The organism is Phyllobacterium sp., from assembly GCF_037994425.1.
GTDB lineage: Bacteria > Pseudomonadota > Alphaproteobacteria > Rhizobiales > Rhizobiaceae > Phyllobacterium.
Genome location: NZ_JBBNAM010000282.1, coordinates 1 through 21,250 on the forward strand (window position 1 = coordinate 1; position 21,250 = coordinate 21,250).

Genomic DNA, 21,250 nt, shown 5'->3' on the forward strand with positions numbered 1-21,250 from the left:
TGGTGAAGGATGGGCGGATGATCGCCGGAAGCCCCACATGATCGAGCGCCGCGCCAGCCATACCAAGCGCATGCGATACATAGCGCTGCTTGCGGTCACCTTCGCCGAGTTGCCATTCGGTCTCGAGTTTGTCGAGTGCCGCGTCGAGTTCCGGGCCTGAGTATTTGGCTTTCACCGCCTCCCGCTGTTCCTGGTGCAGCCGGCGATCGTGATCCTTGACATCGGTGGCATTTGCCAGCATCGAGAGCGGCGTCTCAAGGCCGATCTTTCCCATGGCCTCGCGGAAGAGTGCCCGGTCCTCAGCCTTGTCGATGGCAGCGGCATTCGCGCCGATCATCTCGACATTATAGCGGTCAAGCACACCCATGCGGCGCAGCGACAGTGCGGTATTGAGCGCGGTCTGGCCGCCCATGGTGGGCAGGAGCGCGTCCGGACGTTCCTTGGCGATGATCTTGGCGACAACTTCTGGCGTGATCGGTTCGATATAAGTAGCGTCGGCAAGCTCCGGATCGGTCATGATGGTCGCCGGATTGGAGTTGACGAGGATGACCCGATATCCCTCTTCCTTCAGCGCCTTGCAGGCCTGGGTGCCGGAATAGTCGAATTCGCATGCCTGACCGATGATGATCGGGCCAGCGCCGATGATCAGAATAGATTTGATGTCGGTGCGTTTTGGCATGGTCGATTCCTATCCACAGCGTGCTGCACAAAAAACCGCACGGGTTTCGACCGTACGGGCAGACACTTAAGTTCCAGATGCGAGGCTAAGGCTGCCTTATAGGCAAAGGAATTGCATTACGTAACCCCAAAAACGCGCTGATTCATGCTTTTTCGCCGCAATTTCTGCGTTATTTGCCCCTCGGTCCATTAGCTGCATCGATCCGCCACGAAGGTAGATTATGTGTCGCCCTTGCCCTCGCGTTGAAAAATAGCGGCGTGCGTGAAACAAATATCGCACTATACTGTTGATAGTGCAGCGTATCGGCCGGCTGATCGGCTTGTGTTGGGGAGATGGGAAATGCGTTGGCAGGGCCGCAGGCAAAGTGACAATGTTGAAGATCAACGCGGCGAAGGCGACGGTGGCTTTCCCGGTGGTATCGGACGCGGCGGGTTCCGCCTGCCGACGGGTGGTGGCTTCAGCACGGCGCGTGGTGGCGGCCTGTCCGGCATCGTCATTCTCGCGGCGATTTTCCTTTTCCTGAAATTCTGCACCAACATCGATCCGATGCAGATCTTGGTCGATTCGGGTAGTGATGGTGGCTCAATCACGCCGACCCAGACCCAGTCGCCATCGGGCGATTCCTCGGTCAAGAACAATGACGAGATGACGCAGTTCGTCCGAACCGTCCTCGCCGAGACGGAGGATGTCTGGAGCGGCATTTTCCAGGCTGAGGGCCAGACCTATCCCGCCCCGACGATGGTCCTGTTCAACGGCCAGGTGCGGTCTGCCTGCGGTTTTGCGAGCGCTGCTTCCGGGCCGTTCTACTGTCCCGGCGACCGCAAGCTCTACATCGATTTGAGTTTCTATAACGAGCTCGACAAGAAATTCGGCGCTTCGGGCGATTTCGCCCAGGCTTATGTGCTTGCCCACGAAGTCGGTCATCATGTGCAAAACCTGATCGGCGTTCTGCCGAAGTTCAACCAGATGCGCCAGAACATGAGCGAGGCGGATGCGAATGCGATGTCCGTTCGGGTGGAGCTTCAGGCCGATTGCTTTGCCGGCATCTGGGGTCATTTCACCCAGCAGAAGGGCATTCTCGAAGCTGGTGATCTGGAAGAAGCATTGAATGCGGCACAGAAGATCGGCGACGATACGCTGCAGCGGAAAATGCAGGGCTACGTCGTACCGGAGAGTTTCAACCACGGCACGTCACAGCAGCGCATGACCTGGTTCAAGCGCGGCTTCGACAGCGGCAAACTCGACAGCTGCGATACATTCAACAGCAAGATTTGATGTGCTGGGCGCGTCCCTGTGACGAGAAGGCGCCCAGAAACGGTTAGACGGCTGCTTGATCGCTGATCTGATTCAGGCCCAGCGCATGGGCAACGGCCGCAGCGGAGTGGATCGTCGTCGAGTCGAAAACTGGCAGCGCCAGATTGTCGTCGGTCAAAGACAGGCAAATTTCCGTGCAGCCGAGAATGACGCTGTCGGCGCCGGCTTCCTTGCCACGCTGTACGATCTTTTCAAGGGCGTGGCGGGAGTCGTCCCTGACGATACCGCAGCACAGTTCATCGAAGATTACAGAGTGAACCTTGGCGCGATCGATCTCGTTCGGGACCATGACGTCGATGCCGAACTGATCGCGCATGAAATCGGCATAGAAGCCGTGTTCCATCGTGTAGCGGGTGGCGAGAAGCAGCGGACGCCTCTTGCCTGCGGCGGCCAGAGTTGTCGCGGTTTCGGTCCTGATATCAATAAGCGGCACACCGATCGATGCGGCGACAGGCTCGGCGACGAGGTGCATAGTGTTGGTGCAAATGAGAACGCAGTCGGCGCCGGCAGCTTCGAGGCGCTGAGCAGCACCGGAGAGGAGCGCAGCAGCGTCATCCCAGCGGTTGCTCTTCTGCAGGGCAACGACTTCGGAAAAATCGAGCGATTGCATTGCGATCTTGGCTGAGCAGAGTCCGCCAAGACGCGTGCGTACGATTTCGTTAATCTGGCGATAATATACAGCGGTGCTTTCCCAGCTCATGCCGCCGATCAATCCAATAGTGCGCATTGTAACCCCGTGCTCGTTGACTTCACACAAGCATAGCCGCGAGCTCGCGCAAAAGGCCCGCGAAGTTTGCATTTGTTGGTTGCGTCTACGCAAAAAAATGGCGTAAATTTCAGTAATAGGACAAATTATCGGCGAAAGGTTGGACATGTTCGACGATCGTGACCGGAAAATCCTCGATTTGCTGCAGAATGATGCGTCGCTCGCCATATCCGACCTCGCCGAACGGGTGAACCTCTCGATCTCGGCTTGCTCGCGCCGTATCCAGCGCCTGGAAGAGGAGGGCTTCATCGCGCGCCGGGTCGTCCTTCTCGATCGGCCGCTGATGGGACTGCCTACAACGATGTTTGTAATTGTCCGTACTGCGCGCCATTCCGCCGAATGGCTTGAGCAGTTTCGCAAGGCGATCAACGACATTCCAGAAATTGTCGAGGTGCATCGCATGACCGGCACGATCGACTATATTCTCAAGCTGGTGCTGCCCCGCGTCGAAGCCTATGACGGCATCTACAAGACACTGGTCGAAAAGGTTGAATTCTTCGACATTTCTGCCTCGGTATCGATGGAAATCCTGAAGGCCACCACGGCAGTACCGACGCGCTACGTCCGTTAGCTCGGTCCTGGATCGCGCTTTGTTGTTTCGGCCTGATCCTCCCATTTGCTCTGGCAGGAGATGTCAGGAGCAATTCCGCCAAAAGTCACAATTCGGTGGCGTTTTTATACATTTCCTGCTCATGTTCACGAATTGTTTCGCGCCTGATGATGGAAAATATGCGTCCTCCGCCTTTATGCGGACGTGAATGCTGTTTGTGAGTTTTTCCGATGATTGACCCGGTCCTTGCCAAACGCGGCCTTGTTCTCGTCTTTACGATCCTCCTGCTCGATATTATCGGCATCGGGATCATCATTCCGGTCCTTCCCGAATACCTGGAGGAACTCACGGGCTCGGATGTCGGTCAGGCAGCGATTTATGGCGGCTGGCTGCTCTTCGTTTATGCGGGCATGCAGTTTGCTTTTGCTCCGCTGATCGGCAATCTGAGCGACCGGTTCGGCCGCCGGCCAATCCTTTTGATATCCATCATCACCTTTTCGCTCGACAATCTGATTTGCGCGCTCGCTCCCAATTTCGCCATCCTGTTGCTCGGACGGATCCTTGCAGGTATAAGCGGGGGAAGCTACGCGACTGCTTCAGCCTATATTGCAGATGTCAGCACGGACGAGAACCGCGCGCGGAATTTTGGTCTGCTCGGCATTGCCTTTGGTATCGGCTTCATACTCGGGCCTATCATTGGCGGCTTTCTCGGTGAGTTTGGCCCACGCGTTCCCTTCTTTGGTGCCGCCGCCATTTCCTTTGTCAATTTTGTCGTTGCCTGGTTCATCCTGCCCGAAACACTTGCGGCCAAAGACCGTCGGACGTTTGAGTGGAAGCGCGCGAATCCGGTCGGCGCGCTGAAGCAGATGCGCAGGCACAAAGGGATTCTGCCCATTGGGCTCGTTTTCTTCATGCTCACGCTCGGCCATATGGCCTACCCATCCGTCTGGTCCTATGTCGGGAGCTACCGCTATGGCTGGAGTGAGAGCGATATTGGACTTTCGCTTGGCGTGTACGGTCTCTGCAGCGCCATTGTCATGGGCCTGGTGTTGCCGCGTGCCGTGGTGCGGTTTGGCGAATGGCGGACTGCCGCGATCGGCCTTGCCTTCGCCATGCTTGGTTTCTTCGGCTATGCGGGCGCCTGGCAGGGCTGGATGGTCTATGCGGTGATTATAGCGACCTACCTCGAGGGCATGGCCGATCCCGCTATGCGCAGTATCGCGTCAGCGAAAGTGCCGGCATCCGAACAGGGTGAACTTCAGGGAGCGATGACCAGCCTTTTCAGCATCACCAATATTGTCGGGCCACTGATCTTCACCCAGATTTTCGCGATGTTTACGTCGGCTAACGCTCCGGTCACTTTTGCCGGGGCTGCCTATGCACTCGGCGGCTTGTTCGTGCTTGTGGGTCTCGTCGTCTTCATCCTGCGCGTTGAGAAGCCGGCGCCGGCGAAGGACGGTGCGCTCGTCCCGGGTGCGCTTGCGCGCAACGAAGCGCAATAACTCAAGCGAGCAGCCTTCGTTCGATCCGGTCCATCGCGCGCTCGAACACCGATGCATCTCCGAGCGCCCTAGCGAGCACAAGCGCACCCTGAATGCTGGATACGGATTCCTCCGCGAGATCAGCCGCGTCGTCTGCATTCCGGCCACTCCGAAGAAGCGCCTGCGCCAAAGACTCTTGCCAATCGGCAAAGTAATCCTTGATGCAGTTGGCAAAGCGATCTCGGACATTGTCGAGGGCAAAGGCGCCGACGAGGCACACACGGCGGCCGGAATGAAAGTACTCGGTTACACTGTGGCACATCGCTTCAACGGCCGCGCGGGGTTCGGTGGCTTCCCGCAGCGGCCGATATATGTTTGCCTCGAACCATGCATCGATCTCGGCGAGGACTGCCGCCGCCATTTCCTCTTTGCCGCCTGGAAAGAAGTGGTAGAGGCTTCCTTTGCCAAGGCCGGTGCGGTCGCCGATGGTGGCGAGACTTGCACCCTCGTATCCGTGTTCGCGGAAAATCTCAGCGAGAACCGGGACGATATCGGCGCGTTCTGCGACGGTTTTTGCCATATGCTAAAGACCTAGATCAGTGAGGCCCGGATGGTCCGCCGGCCGGGGCCCGGAGTTGTCCCAGCGGAACTTCCGCTCCGATTCCTCGATGGGCAAATCATTGATCGACGCGTAGCGCTTGCGCATCAGACCGTTGTCATCGAATTCCCAGTTCTCGTTGCCATAGGCTCGGAACCAGTTGCCGGAATCGTCGTGGTATTCATAAGCGAAGCGAACGGCAATCCGGTTGTCGGTGAACGCCCAAAGCTCCTTGATCAGACGGTAGTCAAGCTCGCGCACCCACTTTGCCGTCAAGAACGCAACGATGGCTTCACGACCACTAACGAAAGTCGAACGGTTACGCCAATAGCTGTCGACCGTGTAAGCGAGCGAGACGCGTTCTGGATTACGGCTGTTCCAGCCGTCTTCGGCGGCGCGAACCTTTTGAATGGCCGTTTCTCGAGTGAAGGGCGGGAGTGGCGGGCGTGGCTCGGACATAGCGGGCTCCTACTAGTGTACCAATAGGTAAATTGTGTAGCAATTGGTACAATTAGTCAAGGAGCAGGCAACAGCGCTCGACAGCGAAGTCGAGCGCCAGCAATCAAGCTGATACAGTGGAACTGGGCCGGATGGTGCCCGTAATGCTCACTGGATATGGAGTGCTCTAGGCCGCCTGGTCACGTTCCGGCAGGGGCTCGAGGCCCTTGCGCTCGCGGATGAGATTGAAGAACCGGCGGAAGAGATAGTGCGAGTCCTGCGGGCCGGGCGAAGCCTCGGGATGGTGCTGGACGGAAAAGATCGGACGGCCGACGACGCGCAAACCGCAATTGCTGCCATCGAACAGTGAGACGTGGGTCTCTTCGACGCCATCCGGCAGTGAGGTCGTATCGACCGCGAACCCGTGGTTCATCGAGACTATCTCGACCTTGCCGGTGGTATCGTCCCGTACGGGATGGTTGGCGCCATGGTGCCCCTGGTGCATCTTCCTCGTATCACCGCCAAGGGCAAGCGCCAGCATCTGGTGGCCGAGGCAAATGCCGAAGACCGGAATCTCGGTCTTGATCAATTCCTTGATCGCCGGAACTGCGTATTTTCCCGTCGCAGCCGGATCGCCCGGGCCATTGGAGAGGAAGATACCGTCGGGTTTGTAGGCGAGGACATCCTCGGCCGTTGCCGCCGCCGGAAGAATGGTGACCTTGGCGCCAAGCCCGGCAATGAGCCGAAGGATATTGCGCTTGATGCCGTAATCGATGGCGACTACGTGAAATTCCGGCGCAGACTGTTCGGCAAAGCCTTCATTCCATACCCAGGGCTTTTCAGTCCAGACCGAACTCTGCCCGGAGGTTACGTCCTTGGCCAGATCAAGGTCGAGGAGACCGTGCCAGGCCGCGGCGCGCGATTTGAGCGCGGGAATATCAAACTTGCCGTCTGGATCATGGGCGATCACCGCGTTGGGCATCCCCTTTTCGCGGATGAGTACGGTAAGGGCGCGGGTATCGACACCGGCTAGCGCGATGATGCCGCGAGCCTTCAGCCAATGATCGAGATTTTCGGCAGCGCGGTAACTCGACGGCGCGGTGATGTCGGCCTTGAAAATCGCGCCAACAGCACCAGCCCGGTTGGCAGGAGTGAGGTCCTCGATGTCTTCCTTGTTGGTGCCGACGTTGCCGATATGCGGAAACGTGAACGTGACGATCTGACCTGCATAGGAAGGATCGGTGAGAATCTCCTCATAGCCCGTGAGCGCCGTATTGAAGCATACTTCCGCTTCGCAGCTTCCTGTCGCGCCAAGGCCCTTGCCCTCGATAACCGTTCCATCGGCGAGAACGAGAACTGCCGTCGGCTTTATCTCGGTCCACGGGGCAGTCGTCTGACTTTGCTTCGCGGCGTCGTCTGTGGTTATCGAGGCGGTCATGCGGCACTCCTGAGCGTGGGCTTGCGTCGTTGTTGTGGCCGTGCGTTGCTGTCGTTGCGGTGCATTGAAGAATGCCGTCCAAGCGCCCATATCACGTGGCTGAACGCGGTGGCCGGAATACTCCCCACCGCAGCAACAACAATAAAAGTCTGGCTAAGGCCCATTCCATAGACAAAGCCACGCCTTCGGTCAATTGGAAGACGAAAACTCTTGGTGAATTCCGCATTTTGCGGGAATCCACCACGATTGTTTCCGATCGACTCAGCGGCTAGGCTGCGCGTACATGAAGGAGACGATGAACATGCGCGATACGATCGCACAAGCACTTAACACGGCCATGAAGGCGCAGGACAAACGTCGGGTTTCGACGTTGCGCCTGATCATGGCCGCGATCAAGGATCGCGATATTCTCAATCGTGGCGCGGGCAAAGAGCCCGTGACGGACGACGAGATCAGCGCGATTCTTGCCAAGATGATCAAGCAGCGCGAGGAGTCGGCAAAGCTTTACGAAGACGGCGGCCGCCAGGAACTCGCGGAACAGGAGCGCGGTGAGATCGCGATTATTCGCGACTTCATGCCGATACAGATGAGTGAAACCGAGATGCGCGAGGCCTGTTCGCAGGTGATCAAGGAGATCGGGGCGGTCGGTTTGCGCGACATGGGCAAAGTCATGAATGCGCTGAAGGAAAAACACGCTGGCCAGATGGATTTCAGCAAGGCCAGCGCCATCGTGAAACAGCTCCTGCAGTAGGCGTTGAAGCGCGTCCGCCCGATATGGCCGGCAGCGCTTCAGGCGAAGCCGATTCATCACTAATGGGCGCCAGCCCCGCCCGCTGCTTTCGGCTTTTCGGCGAACAACAGGGCGAAAGCCGCAAGCGCGAGCAGGACGCCAATCACGGCAAAGGTATCGCTGAAACCCATGATCAGCGCCTGGCGCTTTACGAGGCGTCCAAGGGCGACGACAGCCTGTTGGGCGGCAAGTGCGTGATCCGAAACTCCATGTGCCACGAAATAGCCGGTCAGCTGGTCGAGGCGCTGGTGGACTTCATCTCGCGCCAAGGTGACGGACTGCCCGATAATATTCGAGTGGAACTGTTCGCGCTTGGTCAGTACCGTTCCCAACGTTGCTGTGCCGACGGCACCGCCGAGATTGCGCAGCATGTTCGTCAAACCCGATGCGGCAGCAGCGTCGGCGGCGGCGATACCGGCCGTGGTAATGGCCGTGATCGGCGTCAGCACCAGTGCCTGCCCGATCGCACGAACGATGTTCGGAATCCAGAACTGATCGCCTGCACTTTCCGGCGAAAGCATGACATTCATGAAACAGCTCGCGGCAAAGATGCTGATGCCGAGAAAGCCTATGTAACGGGCATCGAAACGCTTCATCATCATCGGGACAAGCGGGATCAGCAGCAACTGCGGCAGGCCGGTCCAGGCGAGCACGTTGCCGATCTGCTCGGCATTGTAGCGCTGCACCTGTCCGAGATATTGCGGCAGGATATAGACCGTGCCGAACAGCGCGACGCCGACGAGGACGTTCACCGTCACACCGATGGCGAAGTTGCGCTGCTTCAGAAGGCTGAGCTTGACCAAGGGTTTTTCAACGGTCAGCTCTATCCATATGAAAGTTGCCAAAAAGACGACGGCGATTGCGCTGAGCTTGAGGATAAAGGGCGAGGAGAACCAGTCGTCCTTGTTGCCTTCTTCGAGCACGGTCTGAAGAGCCGACAATCCAACTGCCATGGTGAATATGCCGGCCCAGTCGCCCTCCTTCAGGAGATGGAGTTGCATCGGCGTTTTGTCCAGCGTTGCCGCAAGTGCCACTGCCATGACAGCGCTCGGAATGGCATTGATGAAGAAGATCGTCTGCCAGCCATAATTCTCGGTGAGATAGCCGCCAATCGTCGGACCAATTGCCGGAGCAAAGGTGACCGAGAGAGCGAAGAGGGCAAGGCCGACGGGCTGCTGCGCCTTTGGCAGCTTGGTCAGCACCATGGTGAAGGCCATTGGAATGAGCACGCCACCGGCAAAGCCCTGCAGGCCACGCATGACGATCATCGAACCGAGGTCATGGGTGAAGGCACAGGCTATCGAGAACAGCGGGAAAAGGATTGTATTCGCAAGGATGTAACGGCGAAACGAGAACACGCTGCTGAAATAGGCTGTGAGCGGGATGACGACGATCTCACCGATCAAATAGGATGTGGAGATCCAGGCGCCGTTGTCGACGCCTGTGCCGATGCCGCCTTCGATATCGAGCAGCGACGCATTGGTGATCTGTATGTTGAGGATCGCCATGAACGCGCCGATCATGCCGGCGAGAACGGCAATCCATTCCTTCGTGCTGGCGCGCGGTTGCTGCACCGAAGCAGCGTTGAACGTTGTGACGGACATGACACGATCCTCCTGCCGGCCATCAATGGCTCTGACGCTCAACAGCGTCGGCTTTGGTATCTATGCTCGGTTGAACGGACATGCCCGGTCGAAGGTCGCCGGCGGCAGCGCTGTCGGCATCGAGTACGATCTTCACGGGAATGCGCTGAACGACCTTGGTGAAGTTACCGGTGGCGTTGTCGGGCGGCAGCAGAGCAAACTCCTGGCCGCTCGCGGGAGCGAGGCTATCGACGTGGCCGTGATAGACCCGGTCCGGAAACATATCGACATCAATATCGACCGCTTGGCCGGCGCGAACGTCGGTCAGCTGCGTTTCCTTGTAATTGGCAATGACGTAGACCGACGCAGTTGGAACAACCGTCATTAGCTGCGTGCCGGCCTGAACGTATTGGCCAACACGCAATGTGCGGTTGCCGACGACACCGTCGACGGGCGCCATGATCGTGGCGTAGGACAGGTTAAGTTCGGCCTGGTGCTGAACGGCAAGGTCATGTACGAGCGCGGCTTTTGCCTGGGCAAGCTCCGCATTCAGTAGTTCAACCTGTTTCGTTGCAGCATCCAGTGCTGCGCTATCGCGAACGACGGTGGCTTTTGCCGCAGCGATCTGCGATGCGGCCTGCTGAGCATTCTGGATGTTGCCATAGCCACTTGTGGCAAGCGTTGCGTAACGCCTGTCATTCTGTTCGGCGAACTTTTCATTGGCCTGATCGACGTCAACCGTTGCGCGCGCCGCCGCAATGATCGATTGCTGGATGGCAAGGGATGCCTGTTTCGCCTCGATTGTTGCCTCAGCCGCCGCGACATCGCCCTTGGCTTGCTCGAAGGCAGTCCTGAAGTCGCGATCATCGATGCGGGCGAGGGGCTGGCTGGCCTTCACGGTTTCGTTGTCCTTGACGAGGACTTCGGCGATATAGCCCGAAATCTTCGGTGCGACTGCACTATTGTCCGCCTTTACATAGGCATCGTCGGTCTCCACGTGGAAGCGCCCGACCGTCCAGTAGTCGTGGCCGTAATAGGTGCCCGCGGCGATCAGGACGATCGCGGCTGCGCCGAGCAGCAGACGGCGGCCCCGCTTGCGGACTGGTTTTTCGTTGGCGGCGGGCGACTGGGGCACTTCCGCGATACGGACCGGGCTCCCGGCGTCTGCGGTGGGGCCAACTTCAGCGGGTTGGGCGACGTTGCTGTTCAAGGCTTGCAGCTTTGTCATTGTGGTCTCCCAATTTCCGGGTCGCCGTCACTTTGGCTGCGGCCTTACGGTTGATGAAACTCTATTTAGGAAACTTGATGTTTTCCAAAATACGCCGTATAAACGTGATGTCAACAATATTTTGGAAAACGGCCATGGTTGTAATTCACAAGATCGAGAAACGCCCGAGAGGTAGGCCGCAAATCCGTTGCGATGACGATACGAAGGGTCTGATCATCGAGGCGGCCAATGTGCAGTTTCATGAGAGTGGCTACGCCGCCGCGAGTATCAGCGCCATCGCGCAGAATGCAGGCGTTTCAACCAAACCCTGTACCGGCTGTTTCCTACGAAGGCAGATTTGTTTGCCTGCATGATATCCGATCGCATTGGCAGCTTCTTCTTGGCTATCAATCCCGAAGCCCATGCGAACGAAGATTTGAGGAAAGGCCTCGAACGTATGCTGACAGCCTATGGCATGCTTACGCTCTCGGACGACACGATTGACATCATGCGCCTCGTCATTGGCGAATCCGATCGGTTTCCGGAGATCGCGACATCGTTCTATGAACGTGCGATCGTCAAAACCAATGCCTTGATGGAAGCCTGGCTTCGCGAGCAGGTCGGGCTTGGGCGTATTGCGCTTGACGATCCGCACGCTGCCAGCGGCATGCTGCGCGGAATGATGGTCATGGAGCCGCAACGCGCAACCATGCTGCGCCAGAAGCCCGCACCGCAGAGTGAGGAAATTGTGGCTCGAGCGAGAATGTGTGCTGATCTGTTTCTGAAAGGATGCGCAGTCTAGACGCTTTTTGGTGCCGATCGCTGTTTGCCTTTGAACGATTCAAGCGGGTACATCGGACACACCTCTTGACAAAGTGCATATGCACACATACCTTGCGCATATGATTAAGTCATCGTCCATGGTTGCGTGCAACAGCTTCGCAACGAGGCAGGCGGCGCGCTACATCACACGGTTGTATGAGCGGCACCTATCTGCGGCGCATGTTACGAGCACGCAGTTCTCGATCCTCGTATTGCTCAGCGAGACGCAGGGTATGACGATGAGCGAGCTTGCGGATGCATTGGTCCTGGAGAGGACCTCGCTTGTGCGTGCCATCAAGCCAATGGAGCGGGATGGCTGGCTGAAAACGGAGCGCGCGGCACAGGATACGCGAAAGCTGGTATTGTCGCTTACAGTTACCGGCCAGAACAAGGTCGAGGAAGCCTTGCCATTATGGCAGAAGGCCCAACAGGAATTCGAGGCTCGAGTCGGAGCCGAACGAGCCGCCCAATGGCGGCATGATTTTCTAGAGTTGACGCGCGGGACTTAAACTTTCTCAAGAAAGCAAAAACCGCACACCGATTAATGTGTATATACACATTAAGGTTCCCATCCGAAACAAAACACAAGGAACATAGCCATGACTAGATTATTGAAGACCGCCGGTAGTGTCATTCTCTATGGCATGATTGCTGCGTCAGCGGTTCAGGCCAGTGAACAGGATTTGAAGGTAAATGAAGGGCAGGGCGTAGCAACCGCGCTCGGTCCCAATGTGTCAGCCATAACATTTTGGGTCAGCCGGGCCGACGGTTGGCACGTCGTAACCACGGTCAATACGAGAAATGCGGAAGGCTCGGAGCCCAACGATCACGCCGTCGTAAGATTTTCCGCCGTGCTTCAGCCCGGCCAGTCTCAATCGATCTCGATCCCGGTGGCCATAGGCGAGCGGCAGCCGGAATTGCTCATTCGCCGTGTCGCGGACCGCATCGAAGTTCTAGGCAACGCGGAACTTTCTGACTGATCGAACGATCCGGCGTTGGATTATCACTATCAGGCGTCTCCCGGATTGTTGACGAGCAATCTGGGAGTGCTCCGCGTTTTGCGGCAGGGGATACGACTGCACCAGCCAAGGCTGGCGCCTGCTTCATGTACTTTATTTAATTTGACGAAGAATCATTCCGTGCAGCAGTGTAGCGTTGGGGTGGGACGCTTGGGAGACAATAATGAACGAGGCACCGCCACCCGAAAGTCCTTCGCTGGACTTGATGATCTATTTATTGAGCGCTGAACCGTTGGAGGAACCGAGAGGGGGCTGGTTGGAACTGACAGCTGACCACTACCCGGACTCGACGCTGGGCGACTATCTCACCACACTGAAATCGATCATAGCCAACGCCTGCGATCTGAATGTTCATGCCCGTCGCGAACGAGCTATCGTCTACGAATTGCAGTTCTGGCAAAATTACGATCCCTTGATATCTCCAGATGTGCCAATCGGCGAGGTGGTCAAAATATTCAGGCGGCGTGGGCATGACCACGTTCCACGCGACCTTCACTGACGGCCGAATTAAAGGTGCGCTCCCTTTCAGGGGACGCGCTGTAGCATTTCAGGACGAGGCAATTGGCTGGCCGCCAGTGCATCGTCAGGGATGCCAGTCGACGTTAGGGTGAGGTTTAGGTTACTCGGCCACGCTCTCGCAAAACATCTTGGCCGGGTGTAAGGAATGTGCTGGTGATTAGGGGGCAGTAATGGCCCGGATCAATATCGTACATACCACCGAGTACACTTATCGCAACCCGGTCGGGCTGCTGCGTCACTGGCTGATGCTGCGGCCGGATGACAGCCATGACCTTCGCTTGCACCGTGCTGATCTAGTCGTCGAACCGGAACCGGCATCTATCCATTGGAAGCATGACATGTTCGATAATTCGATCTGTTTCCTGGATTGGCCGGAAACGCTTGCGACCGACCGCCTGAGGATCGTTTCGACCCTCGACCTCACACATCATCCCGACGGCCAGCCATTGCCTCGTTACATCCTTGATACGGCGGCCGAGGTTTTCCCGTTTGTGTACGCAACTGCCGAAATTCCTGATCTATTGCACCTTGCCGAGCAGCGCACATCGGATCCGCACGGAAGTGTGGGTACCTGGGCGAGGCGCATCGTCGGCGAGGCCTCCACCCCGAACACGCTCGACGTATTGGCTGCGTGACTCATGCCATCAAACAGGAATTCCGCTACGGCGCACGTCACGAGGAAGGGACGCAAACTGCCGCTCAGACAATCGGGCTCGGTTCCGGAACCTGCCGCGACTTTGCTGTGCTGATGATGGAGGCGCTGCGCAGCTATGGCCTCGGCCACGCGTTTCGTAACCGGCTACCTCTACGACGACACCTCGGGTGCCGCGCGTGGAGGCGGCAGTACGCACGCCTGGCGCGGCGTCTACCTTCCCGGTGCGGGCTGGGTCGAGTATGATCCGACGAACGGCCTTGTCGGAGGAGCCAACCTCATTCGCGTCGGCGTAAGCCGGGAGGCATCACAGGCCATTCCGATTTCAGGGGGATTTGTCGGGAAAGTGGATGACCCGATCGACATGCATGTGGACGTTTCAGTTCGCGCAGTCCCGCTTTGACGACGGGCTGTTGACCAGCCCGTCGCCCGCATGTTTTATTTTATCGCGCGAATGGATTTGACGGTCTCGGTTCCTGATGCACCGGTAGAATAACTTACTTGGACGTGTTCGCCCACTTTTAGCGTTTCCACCTCGATGCTTTCCGGAAGATGCAGTGTACTGCCGTTGTCGAGCGTTACCGTATCGGCTTTGATGTCGATCGCCGTGATCGTGCCGTTCGTATTCTTGGCATAGGCCGCAGGTGCAGCAGAAAGTGCGAGCAATGCAAGCGCCGCGATAGGGTATATTTTCATGAACTCACTCCTTGATTGACACGAGCGAGCCTGACCGAAAGGATCTTACCGCGCCTTTGCCTGGTTCTTACAGATCCGTAAGTCCGCCTGCGCAATCACGATCAGCGCCGCTTGCCCCGTACGGCGCGCCACGTGCTCTCCAACAGAATGAGGATGCATCCGCCAAGGAGCAGGAGTCCCCCGGCCAAGCCAGGCAGTCCCGCAAACTCAACGGCAACGGTTATGAAGGCGATAAGAAGAATCGACAGGAGGGCGAGGGCATGCCAGTCAATTCCTTGAATGCGGTCGCAAGAAAACTCATCGGGAAACTTCTTTCAAATGGATGTGGTGGTACCCGCGCAGAAATCGCACGGCCGCCAACGAGAATATTGCGAGAATGACGAAGATGGCGATCAGGGAAAGGTCGGCCCCTGGCCAGTGGGCGCCAAGACCCTCTCCAGTCCAGTAGACGCCAAACGCTGTCAGGAGCAGGCCAACCACAAACTTCAAGGTGTTTTCAGGAACCTGCGCCAGCGGCTTGTGCACCGCGACGCCGATCGCCAAAACCAGCAGGCAGGCAGCGGCGGCGCCAAGCGCGGCATAGCCGAGCATGCCACGACCCGCGCCGACCGCAATGACGATGAAAACGACTTCGATGCCTTCGAGCAGGACCGCCTTGAAAGCCGCGGTGCCTGCAATGAAGTCGGCGCGGCGTTCGGCAGCCTGACGCTTGAGCTGATCGGTCTCCTTGGCAAAGGCCTCAGCCTCATCGTGAAGGGCGATGAAGCCGGCCGCGCGTAGGATCGCCTTGCGCAACCAACGCATTCCGAACAGAATCAACAGCGTTCCGATGACGAATTGGAGGAGTTCCACCGGGATCATTCCAAGCAGCGGTCCAAGGACCACCACGATCAGGGCAAGCACCGCGAGTGCTAACGCAGTGCCGATGAAGGCTGGCCGCCAACTGCGCGACACGCCGACCGCGAGAATGATTGTGAATGCTTCGACGACCTCAACGAAAGAGCCTAGAAAGGCGGCCGTCATGGTTGAGGCGATGGTTGTGATGTTTGTCATGAGGGCAAATCGGTCCGTTATGAATTGTCCAACTATTCTTAGCTATTTAACCGCTGCAGCGGGAACGCCATAAATAGAGTGGTGCGCGCTCCGAAGATTTACTCTGGGGCATCCGGGCGAGTCACACATTCTCCCGCCGGTTGTCGAGTCAAGGTCAATGCGCCAGTTTGCATAGCACACATGCAATTTTGTGCGTTGCGATATCCGATGCCTGCGCTATCTTTTGGTTGTTGGGTTCTACTCCTCCCAGAAACCCCAACGTGGAATGTACTGCACCTCCTCCCGCGGTACATTTACAATCAGGACCGCTGCACCTCCTCCCGCAGCGGTCCTTTTCGTTTCTGCTACCGGTCAGTCCGATTTCTCTGGCGCTTCTCGCGGTTTGGCCAGTTCCTGCACCGTTTCGGCGAGCGTCACCACTTCCTTCTCGCGCATCTGGTCGATCTTCTGATGCAAGAGCTCGATCTTCTCATGCAGGAGTTCGATCTCGAGTTCTGCCTTGATGTTGATCTTGTAGTCGTTCTCGGCCTCCCTGCGGTCGACGTCCTGTTGCCGGTTCTGGCTCATCATGATGAACGGCGCGGCATAGGCAGCCTGAAACGACAGTGCCAGGTTAAGCAGAATAAACGGGTAGGGGTCCCAGTTGCGCACATATGCCGTGATGTTGAGGATAATCCAAAAGAACAGAATGGTTGTCTGGATAATGATGAATTTCCACGACCCCATGGTCGCTGCGACAGAGTCTGCGATTTTTTGTCCGGGGGTCAATTGCTCGCGGTCGGCCAGCCTTTCCTTGCGATGTTCACGGCGGACAGCACGCAGATGATGCAGGAGCTTGAGTTCGGCCTCCTGCAGTCCCCGTTTCACTTGTTCTACGTTAGGCATGGATGCTTTCCCAAATTGGCAGATACCGGATGCTGGCAATTGATGAAGGAAATGCACTAAAACTCAGGCAAAATGATTGCAGCTGAAAGGACGTGCAGAGTGCCAGCAACAGCCGTGTTCGAAAAGAGTTATTCCGCCTTCCTGTTCGACATGGATGGGACCCTCATCAGTTCGACCCTTGCTGCGGAACGCGTCTGGGCGAAATGGGCGGAGAGCCACGGTATTGATGTGCGGACATTCCTGCCGACAATGCACGGTGCGCGCGCCGTGGATACGGTGCGGCGGCTCGGGCTGCCCGGCGTCGATCCGGAAGCCGAGGCATTCAAGATCACGCGCGCCGAAATGGACGACGTCGACGGGATCTTCGCGCTTAACGGCGCCGTCGAATTCCTTGCTCGCTTGCCGCAGGCGCGATGGGCCATCGTCACGTCCGCGCCGCTCGATCTTGCCAAGCGCCGCCTTGCGGCCGCGGGTGTGCCGCTGCCGCCAACGATCGTCGCCGCCGACGACGTTGCTGTCGGCAAGCCGAACCCGGACTGCTATCTGATGGGCGCGAAAAAGCTCGGCGTCGACATCGCCGATTGCCTCGTGTTCGAGGATGCGGTGCCCGGCATCCTTGCCGGCGATGCCGCCGGAGCGGATGTCCTCGTCGTCACGGCAACCCACAAGCACGCTCTTGAAACGGCGCATGCCATGATCTTCGATTACCGGCATCTCGACGTTGTCGTCGAGGACGATGGACGCATGTCGTTGCGCAGGGCGGTAGAGGCGTGACGCAAAAAGGGCGCCGTTAGAGCGCCCTTTTTTTGATTGTCGCGACGGGATCAAACGTAGACGTTATCCTGCGTCAAATCCTCCAGCGAGGCATTGGCAATGAGGATACTCGATGTTGACGCCCCGTCGCCATCGAGATCGACGAGAACGCCATTTTCCGTCTGCGTTGCCGCATGCATGAAGTCGTCGAAGGATTGGAAGGTCGAAGACAGGTCGCGCTGGACGATGATAATATCGCCTTCGGCTCCGTTGAAGTCGGTGATGACATCATGGCCCTGTCCGGTGATGCTGTTGAAGATGAAGTAATCAGCACCGGCGCCGCCTGAAAGCACGTCGTCGCCTGTCCCGCCGGTGAGTTCGTCCCTGCCGTCTTCGCCGTAAAGCATGTCGTCGCCATTGCCGCCGTGCAACGTATCGTTGCTGAAGCCGGCACGCAGCAGGTCGTTGCCGTCACCGCCTTCGAGCAGATCCGCATGCCGTCCGCCGATAAGGACATCGTCGCCCTGGGCGCCATAGAGCTCGAAGTGCTCGACGTTGAAGATATGCTGGCCCTGCAGACCCGTCGTTCGCACGTCGATATAGCCGCCGGCGCGCTCGCTCACGGTCAGGCGGAGCAGGTCATCGCCTTCGCCGCCATCAATGAATGCGAATGAGTTGCTGGCATTGAGCACGTCATTGCCGCTTCCGCCATCGAGATAGTCGCCGGCGTTGGGGATTTCGTCTTGCAGCCCCTGCGTGCCAGCATAAAGGGTATCGTTGCCTGCACCGCCCTCGATATGATCGGCGCCTCTGCCGCCTACGAGGTAGTCATCGCCGCCGTTGCCGATCAGCTTGTCGTCATTATCCGTGCCGATGGCGAGATCGCCGTGCTTGCTGCCGTAGAATTCGAGGCGCTCGATGCCCGTCGCATATTTCGTGTGCGAAGGGTATGCATAGGGATATTCGGAGGTCGAGAGCTGGATGCTACCGTTGTTCCACGCCTGGTAAACGGCTTTGAAACCGTCGCTCTGGTTCTCGTAGCTATCATAGTCAGTGACGTTGACGATAAGGGTGTCGAAGCCTTCGCCGCCGGAGACCTTCGACAGGCTGCTGATCTCGATTGTGTCGTCGCCTTCGCCTGCATTGATGCGGTCGAATCCGCCGCCGCCGATGATGGTATCATTACCGGCATTGCCAGTCAGGAAATTATCGCCCGCGTCACCGACGATATGGTCATCGAACTTCGAACCGTAGACACCTTCAAAGCCGACAAGCTGGTCGCCTTCGGCCGCTCCGCCGTGCTGGATGATGCGATTGAGATCGACGTCGATACCCGCCTTGGAACCTGTGTATTCGGCGATATCCTCGGTACCCGAGCCGCCGTCCATGAAATCGGCGCCTTCGCCGCCATTGATGACATTGTTGCCGGCGTCACCGATCAGGCGATCGTTGAATGCGGAGCCGCTGAGGTTCTCGATACCGTGCAGACGGTCGCCTTCGGCGTCGCCGCCGAACTGCTGTCCTGTGCGGCGCAGGTCGACGTCAACTGCTTCGGACGATGTCGTGTAACTCGCCCGGTCATGGTCTGTGGTAGAATTGTCGAACAATTTGTCAGCACCGGCACCACCGGTGAAAACGTTGTTCTTCGCGTTGCCGGTGATGGAATCATCATGGGCCGAGCCCATCACATTCTCGATATCGATCAGCGTATCGCCACTCGAATAACTGAGCCCAGGCGTTACGGCCTGCCTCTCGATCTCCAGGCTGACGTTGATGGCGCCTTCCGAGTCGCGATAATCGACCGTATCGCGTCCTTCGCCGCCGTCGATGTGATCTTCGCCAGCGCTGCCGATCAGCCGATCATTGCCGGCAAGCCCGGACATGGTGTCTTCATCCGCCGTGCCCTTCAGCACGTCTACACTGTCTGAACCCACGACATTCGCCATCTCCGAACTCCCCACATTGGATGCTGGCGGCAATCTCAATCAATAAATATACACAGTCAAATGTTTGAAATTACTTCAATAATCCGAACAAATTCCGTGAACTGGCGCGTTTGATGGAAGGATTTTGCCGGCTATTTGTTGCCCGGCAGAGAAGTTCGCACCACCACGTTCTTTAATGATAACGGCCAGCTTTCAGCGCCCCCCGGGCAATTCTCCAAAACCAGATCAAATGAAGTTGATCGACGCAATAACTTTGGAACCAGCGTCCTACATCTGCGTTATTCGGCAAATAACGGAGGCGATAATGAAAGAACATCGTTGGCCGACAATTATCGGGATACTGGCAGGGTTGTCGGTGGGTGCAGGCGTAGGCGAAGCGATGATGGGCAATATCCTGCTTGGCTTGCTGATCGGTAGCGCTATGGGCGCGTTCATCGGCTCAAATACGCACGTTCATCGCGACTATTGATCTTCTCGGCGACAAAGATCTGCTCAGCTGTGCAGCGCACGCAACCGTGTGGTGTTCAACAGCCCCTGTTCTTCGAGCACCGGATAGGCCATAGCGGCAAGCAGCGAGTTGATCTGCTTCAGGTCGCGGATGGTGTCGAGATGGATGGAACTTGTCTCGAGACTGCGGGTCGTGCCTTCGCGAAGTCGGCTGAAATGGCGGTCGCTCGTCTGCTTTTCGACGTCACGCAGATGATCTTTTTCAAGCACCAGCTGATGCGCCGTTTCGCGGTCGCGTGACACGAGCACATTGAAAGCCATGCGCGCATTCGTCAGCACCCTTGCGTGGAAATCGCTGAGTTCGCGCCAGCCTTCATCGGTGAATTTGAGCTTGCGGTCCATTTTCTTCTGCACAAGCGCAAGCATGTTGCGCACGATGATATCGCCGACCTGCTCGAGCTTGACGCAGGCGCCGAGAAGCTCACGCGCCCGCGCCACCTCGTAATCGGACAGCGTCCGCGTCGTCAGCTTGGCGAGATAGAGCTTGATGGCCGCGTGCTTGCGGTCGACCTTGTCGTCGAGGGCCGAGAGTTCGTCGATCCGCGCCTGGTCGGGGTTTTCATATAGGTCGATGATGCTGCGCAGCATGATTTCGATGGTCTCGCAGACACCAACGGTCTCCCGCGTCGCATTGGCGAGGGCAAGGCTCGGCGTGTCGAGCACGCTGTCGTCGAGCGCGCTGAGTTCGGCATGATCAAGCGGCCGCTGTGGCTCGGTTGGCGTATTCAGCGCCACGACTGCCTTGGTTGCCTTGAGAACGAGCGTTGAAAGCGGCACGCCTGCAAGGAGAGTGATCACGTTGAAGAGGATGTGACCATTGATCACCTGATCGGCGGGCGTAGTACCGAGGAAGGCGACGGGCGGCCGGAAGGCGAGATAGAGCATAAGGATGACGATTGAGCCGAGGCCGCGCATCAAAAGGTTGCCCATCGGCACAATGCGCGCCTTCGGTGCGGCGTTGCGGGTCAGGATCGGTGCAATGAAGGAGGAGCCGAGATTGACGCCGCAGATCATGACGATGCCGAGTTCCGGCTGGATCAGGCCGCGCGAGGCGAAGGTAACGACCAGAAGAACCGCGGCAATGCTTGAATGAAACAGCCACGTCATGAGCGCGGCCAGTAGGAACGCCGTGACCGGATCGGTATCGAGATAGCTGACGATCACCGGCAGGAGTTCGCTGTTGCGCAGGGGTTCGGTTGCCTGACCGGTCATTTCGAGCGAAAGCACGAGAAGTCCGATGCCGACAAGGATGCGGCCCATCTGCCGCCAGTTGCTGCGCTCGGTCGACATGAAGATCACCGTGCCGGCGACGAGGCAAAGCGGCACCAGCAGCGTCAGGTCGAAGCTCAGGATCTTGACGACGAGCGCCGAGCCGACCTCGGCGCCGCGCACCGCCATCAGGCCGGCGATGCCGCTGACGATACCGGACCCGACAAAGGAGCCGACGAGAAGGCTCACTGCGGTCGACGACTGCAGCGCGATCGACAGCATCAGACCCCAGAGAACGGCAAGGACGGGATTGTGCAGGACCCCGCGCAGGCTGCGGCGCATGCG

22 protein-coding genes and 2 pseudogenes are annotated in these 21,250 nt (G+C 57.9%); 12 read left to right on the top strand and 12 right to left on the bottom strand.

The window, feature by feature from the left end; translation table 11 throughout:
* A pseudogene (locus AAAB35_RS19375) lies at window positions 1-679 on the bottom strand (carbamoyl phosphate synthase large subunit); the annotation flags it as partial.
* Window positions 680-1,018: 339 nt separating this feature from the next.
* Here AAAB35_RS19375 and AAAB35_RS19380 point away from each other — a divergent pair.
* Entirely contained in the window at window positions 1,019-1,954 is a 936-nt protein-coding gene (locus tag AAAB35_RS19380) for a neutral zinc metallopeptidase (protein WP_340669909.1), read from the top strand.
* A gap of 43 nt (window positions 1,955-1,997) precedes the next feature.
* On the opposite strand, the gene AAAB35_RS19385 is transcribed toward AAAB35_RS19380, so the two are convergent.
* Window positions 1,998-2,720, bottom strand: a complete 723-nt coding sequence (locus AAAB35_RS19385; RefSeq protein WP_340669910.1) for an aspartate/glutamate racemase family protein — start codon at window positions 2,718-2,720, stop codon at window positions 1,998-2,000.
* A gap of 145 nt (window positions 2,721-2,865) precedes the next feature.
* On the opposite strand from AAAB35_RS19385, the gene AAAB35_RS19390 reads away from it, so the two are divergent.
* Window positions 2,866-3,330, top strand: coding sequence for an Lrp/AsnC family transcriptional regulator (locus AAAB35_RS19390; protein ID WP_340669911.1), 465 nt, complete (start codon window positions 2,866-2,868; stop codon window positions 3,328-3,330).
* A 209-nt stretch (window positions 3,331-3,539) separates the two neighbouring features.
* The gene (locus AAAB35_RS19395; protein WP_340669912.1) at window positions 3,540-4,811 is read left to right on the top strand and encodes a TCR/Tet family MFS transporter; all 1,272 of its coding nucleotides are present in this window, start codon (window positions 3,540-3,542) and stop codon (window positions 4,809-4,811) included.
* A gap of 1 nt (window position 4,812) precedes the next feature.
* Here the strand turns inward: AAAB35_RS19395 and AAAB35_RS19400 are convergent, their stop codons facing one another.
* The 3 genes from AAAB35_RS19400 to carA form a co-directional block, all read right to left on the bottom strand.
* Window positions 4,813-5,370, bottom strand: a complete 558-nt coding sequence (locus tag AAAB35_RS19400) for a TetR/AcrR family transcriptional regulator (RefSeq protein WP_340669913.1) — start codon at window positions 5,368-5,370, stop codon at window positions 4,813-4,815.
* Window positions 5,371-5,373: 3 nt separating this feature from the next.
* Entirely contained in the window at window positions 5,374-5,847 is a 474-nt protein-coding gene (locus AAAB35_RS19405; protein ID WP_340669914.1) for a nuclear transport factor 2 family protein, read from the bottom strand.
* Window positions 5,848-6,013: 166 nt separating this feature from the next.
* Complete coding sequence (gene carA, locus AAAB35_RS19410; RefSeq protein WP_340669915.1) at window positions 6,014-7,264, bottom strand: glutamine-hydrolyzing carbamoyl-phosphate synthase small subunit; 1,251 nt, start codon at window positions 7,262-7,264, stop codon at window positions 6,014-6,016.
* Window positions 7,265-7,565: 301 nt separating this feature from the next.
* On the opposite strand from carA, the gene AAAB35_RS19415 reads away from it, so the two are divergent.
* Window positions 7,566-8,015 carry a GatB/YqeY domain-containing protein gene (locus AAAB35_RS19415; RefSeq protein WP_340669916.1) on the top strand — a complete coding sequence of 150 codons (450 nt, stop codon included), beginning with the start codon at window positions 7,566-7,568 and terminating at the stop codon, window positions 8,013-8,015.
* Between the two features lie 59 nt (window positions 8,016-8,074).
* Here the strand turns inward: AAAB35_RS19415 and AAAB35_RS19420 are convergent, their stop codons facing one another.
* Both AAAB35_RS19420 and AAAB35_RS19425 read right to left on the bottom strand, forming a co-directional pair.
* On the bottom strand, window positions 8,075-9,658 hold the full coding sequence (locus AAAB35_RS19420) for a DHA2 family efflux MFS transporter permease subunit (RefSeq protein WP_340669917.1): 1,584 nt from the start codon (window positions 9,656-9,658) through the stop codon (window positions 8,075-8,077).
* 22 nt (window positions 9,659-9,680) lie between these two features.
* Window positions 9,681-10,865: an HlyD family secretion protein gene (locus AAAB35_RS19425; protein ID WP_340669918.1), complete on the bottom strand. Its 1,185-nt coding sequence runs from the start codon at window positions 10,863-10,865 to the stop codon at window positions 9,681-9,683.
* 134 nt (window positions 10,866-10,999) lie between these two features.
* On the opposite strand from AAAB35_RS19425, the pseudogene AAAB35_RS19430 reads away from it, so the two are divergent.
* The 6 genes and pseudogenes from AAAB35_RS19430 to AAAB35_RS19455 all read left to right on the top strand — a co-directional run bounded on the left by AAAB35_RS19430 (window position 11,000) and on the right by AAAB35_RS19455 (window position 14,259).
* Window positions 11,000-11,646 (top strand): annotated as a pseudogene (locus AAAB35_RS19430) (TetR/AcrR family transcriptional regulator).
* A gap of 118 nt (window positions 11,647-11,764) precedes the next feature.
* On the top strand, window positions 11,765-12,175 hold the full coding sequence (locus tag AAAB35_RS19435) for a MarR family winged helix-turn-helix transcriptional regulator (protein ID WP_340669919.1): 411 nt from the start codon (window positions 11,765-11,767) through the stop codon (window positions 12,173-12,175).
* Window positions 12,176-12,265: 90 nt separating this feature from the next.
* The gene (locus tag AAAB35_RS19440; RefSeq protein ID WP_340669920.1) at window positions 12,266-12,646 is read left to right on the top strand and encodes a hypothetical protein; all 381 of its coding nucleotides are present in this window, start codon (window positions 12,266-12,268) and stop codon (window positions 12,644-12,646) included.
* Window positions 12,647-12,848: 202 nt separating this feature from the next.
* A complete protein-coding gene (locus AAAB35_RS19445) occupies window positions 12,849-13,184 on the top strand; it encodes a hypothetical protein (RefSeq protein WP_340669921.1) in 336 nt (111 codons plus the stop codon).
* A gap of 190 nt (window positions 13,185-13,374) precedes the next feature.
* Window positions 13,375-13,839, top strand: a complete 465-nt coding sequence (locus tag AAAB35_RS19450; RefSeq protein ID WP_340669922.1) for a transglutaminase N-terminal domain-containing protein — start codon at window positions 13,375-13,377, stop codon at window positions 13,837-13,839.
* A gap of 135 nt (window positions 13,840-13,974) precedes the next feature.
* Entirely contained in the window at window positions 13,975-14,259 is a 285-nt protein-coding gene (locus AAAB35_RS19455) for a transglutaminase family protein (protein ID WP_340669923.1), read from the top strand.
* Between the two features lie 35 nt (window positions 14,260-14,294).
* On the opposite strand, the gene AAAB35_RS19460 is transcribed toward AAAB35_RS19455, so the two are convergent.
* From AAAB35_RS19460 to AAAB35_RS19470, 3 genes are all read right to left on the bottom strand, one after another.
* A complete protein-coding gene (locus AAAB35_RS19460; protein ID WP_340669924.1) occupies window positions 14,295-14,552 on the bottom strand; it encodes a DUF1344 domain-containing protein in 258 nt (85 codons plus the stop codon).
* A gap of 297 nt (window positions 14,553-14,849) precedes the next feature.
* Window positions 14,850-15,605: a hypothetical protein gene (locus tag AAAB35_RS19465; protein WP_340669925.1), complete on the bottom strand. Its 756-nt coding sequence runs from the start codon at window positions 15,603-15,605 to the stop codon at window positions 14,850-14,852.
* A 351-nt stretch (window positions 15,606-15,956) separates the two neighbouring features.
* A complete protein-coding gene (locus AAAB35_RS19470) occupies window positions 15,957-16,490 on the bottom strand; it encodes a DUF1003 domain-containing protein (RefSeq protein ID WP_340669926.1) in 534 nt (177 codons plus the stop codon).
* A 99-nt stretch (window positions 16,491-16,589) separates the two neighbouring features.
* On the opposite strand from AAAB35_RS19470, the gene AAAB35_RS19475 reads away from it, so the two are divergent.
* Entirely contained in the window at window positions 16,590-17,264 is a 675-nt protein-coding gene (locus tag AAAB35_RS19475; RefSeq protein WP_340669927.1) for an HAD-IA family hydrolase, read from the top strand.
* A 50-nt stretch (window positions 17,265-17,314) separates the two neighbouring features.
* Here the strand turns inward: AAAB35_RS19475 and AAAB35_RS19480 are convergent, their stop codons facing one another.
* Window positions 17,315-19,189, bottom strand: coding sequence for a calcium-binding protein (locus tag AAAB35_RS19480; protein WP_340669928.1), 1,875 nt, complete (start codon window positions 19,187-19,189; stop codon window positions 17,315-17,317).
* A gap of 304 nt (window positions 19,190-19,493) precedes the next feature.
* Between AAAB35_RS19480 and AAAB35_RS19485 the strand changes: the two genes are divergently transcribed.
* The gene (locus AAAB35_RS19485) at window positions 19,494-19,658 is read left to right on the top strand and encodes a hypothetical protein (RefSeq protein ID WP_340669929.1); all 165 of its coding nucleotides are present in this window, start codon (window positions 19,494-19,496) and stop codon (window positions 19,656-19,658) included.
* Between the two features lie 23 nt (window positions 19,659-19,681).
* On the opposite strand, the gene AAAB35_RS19490 is transcribed toward AAAB35_RS19485, so the two are convergent.
* A partial coding sequence (locus AAAB35_RS19490) for a Na/Pi cotransporter family protein (RefSeq protein ID WP_340669930.1) occupies window positions 19,682-21,250 on the bottom strand: 1,569 nt, incomplete at its 5' end.

Bases quoted from the DNA above. Each gene is read 5' to 3' on its own strand.
- AAAB35_RS19380 (WP_340669909.1), top strand. From the start codon at position 1,019: ATGCGTTGGCAGGGCCGCAGGCAAAGTGACAATGTTGAAGATCAACGC.
- AAAB35_RS19385 (WP_340669910.1), bottom strand. From the start codon at position 2,720: ATGCGCACTATTGGATTGATCGGCGGCATGAGCTGGGAAAGCACCGCT.
- AAAB35_RS19390 (WP_340669911.1), top strand. From the start codon at position 2,866: ATGTTCGACGATCGTGACCGGAAAATCCTCGATTTGCTGCAGAATGAT.
- AAAB35_RS19395 (WP_340669912.1), top strand. From the start codon at position 3,540: ATGATTGACCCGGTCCTTGCCAAACGCGGCCTTGTTCTCGTCTTTACG.
- AAAB35_RS19400 (WP_340669913.1), bottom strand. From the start codon at position 5,370: ATGGCAAAAACCGTCGCAGAACGCGCCGATATCGTCCCGGTTCTCGCT.
- AAAB35_RS19405 (WP_340669914.1), bottom strand. From the start codon at position 5,847: ATGTCCGAGCCACGCCCGCCACTCCCGCCCTTCACTCGAGAAACGGCC.
- carA (WP_340669915.1), bottom strand. From the start codon at position 7,264: ATGACCGCCTCGATAACCACAGACGACGCCGCGAAGCAAAGTCAGACG.
- AAAB35_RS19415 (WP_340669916.1), top strand. From the start codon at position 7,566: ATGCGCGATACGATCGCACAAGCACTTAACACGGCCATGAAGGCGCAG.
- AAAB35_RS19420 (WP_340669917.1), bottom strand. From the start codon at position 9,658: ATGTCCGTCACAACGTTCAACGCTGCTTCGGTGCAGCAACCGCGCGCC.
- AAAB35_RS19425 (WP_340669918.1), bottom strand. From the start codon at position 10,865: ATGACAAAGCTGCAAGCCTTGAACAGCAACGTCGCCCAACCCGCTGAA.
- AAAB35_RS19435 (WP_340669919.1), top strand. From the start codon at position 11,765: ATGGTTGCGTGCAACAGCTTCGCAACGAGGCAGGCGGCGCGCTACATC.
- AAAB35_RS19440 (WP_340669920.1), top strand. From the start codon at position 12,266: ATGACTAGATTATTGAAGACCGCCGGTAGTGTCATTCTCTATGGCATG.
- AAAB35_RS19445 (WP_340669921.1), top strand. From the start codon at position 12,849: ATGAACGAGGCACCGCCACCCGAAAGTCCTTCGCTGGACTTGATGATC.
- AAAB35_RS19450 (WP_340669922.1), top strand. From the start codon at position 13,375: ATGGCCCGGATCAATATCGTACATACCACCGAGTACACTTATCGCAAC.
- AAAB35_RS19455 (WP_340669923.1), top strand. From the start codon at position 13,975: ATGGCCTCGGCCACGCGTTTCGTAACCGGCTACCTCTACGACGACACC.
- AAAB35_RS19460 (WP_340669924.1), bottom strand. From the start codon at position 14,552: ATGAAAATATACCCTATCGCGGCGCTTGCATTGCTCGCACTTTCTGCT.
- AAAB35_RS19465 (WP_340669925.1), bottom strand. From the start codon at position 15,605: ATGACAAACATCACAACCATCGCCTCAACCATGACGGCCGCCTTTCTA.
- AAAB35_RS19470 (WP_340669926.1), bottom strand. From the start codon at position 16,490: ATGCCTAACGTAGAACAAGTGAAACGGGGACTGCAGGAGGCCGAACTC.
- AAAB35_RS19480 (WP_340669928.1), bottom strand. From the start codon at position 19,189: ATGGCGAATGTCGTGGGTTCAGACAGTGTAGACGTGCTGAAGGGCACG.
- AAAB35_RS19485 (WP_340669929.1), top strand. From the start codon at position 19,494: ATGAAAGAACATCGTTGGCCGACAATTATCGGGATACTGGCAGGGTTG.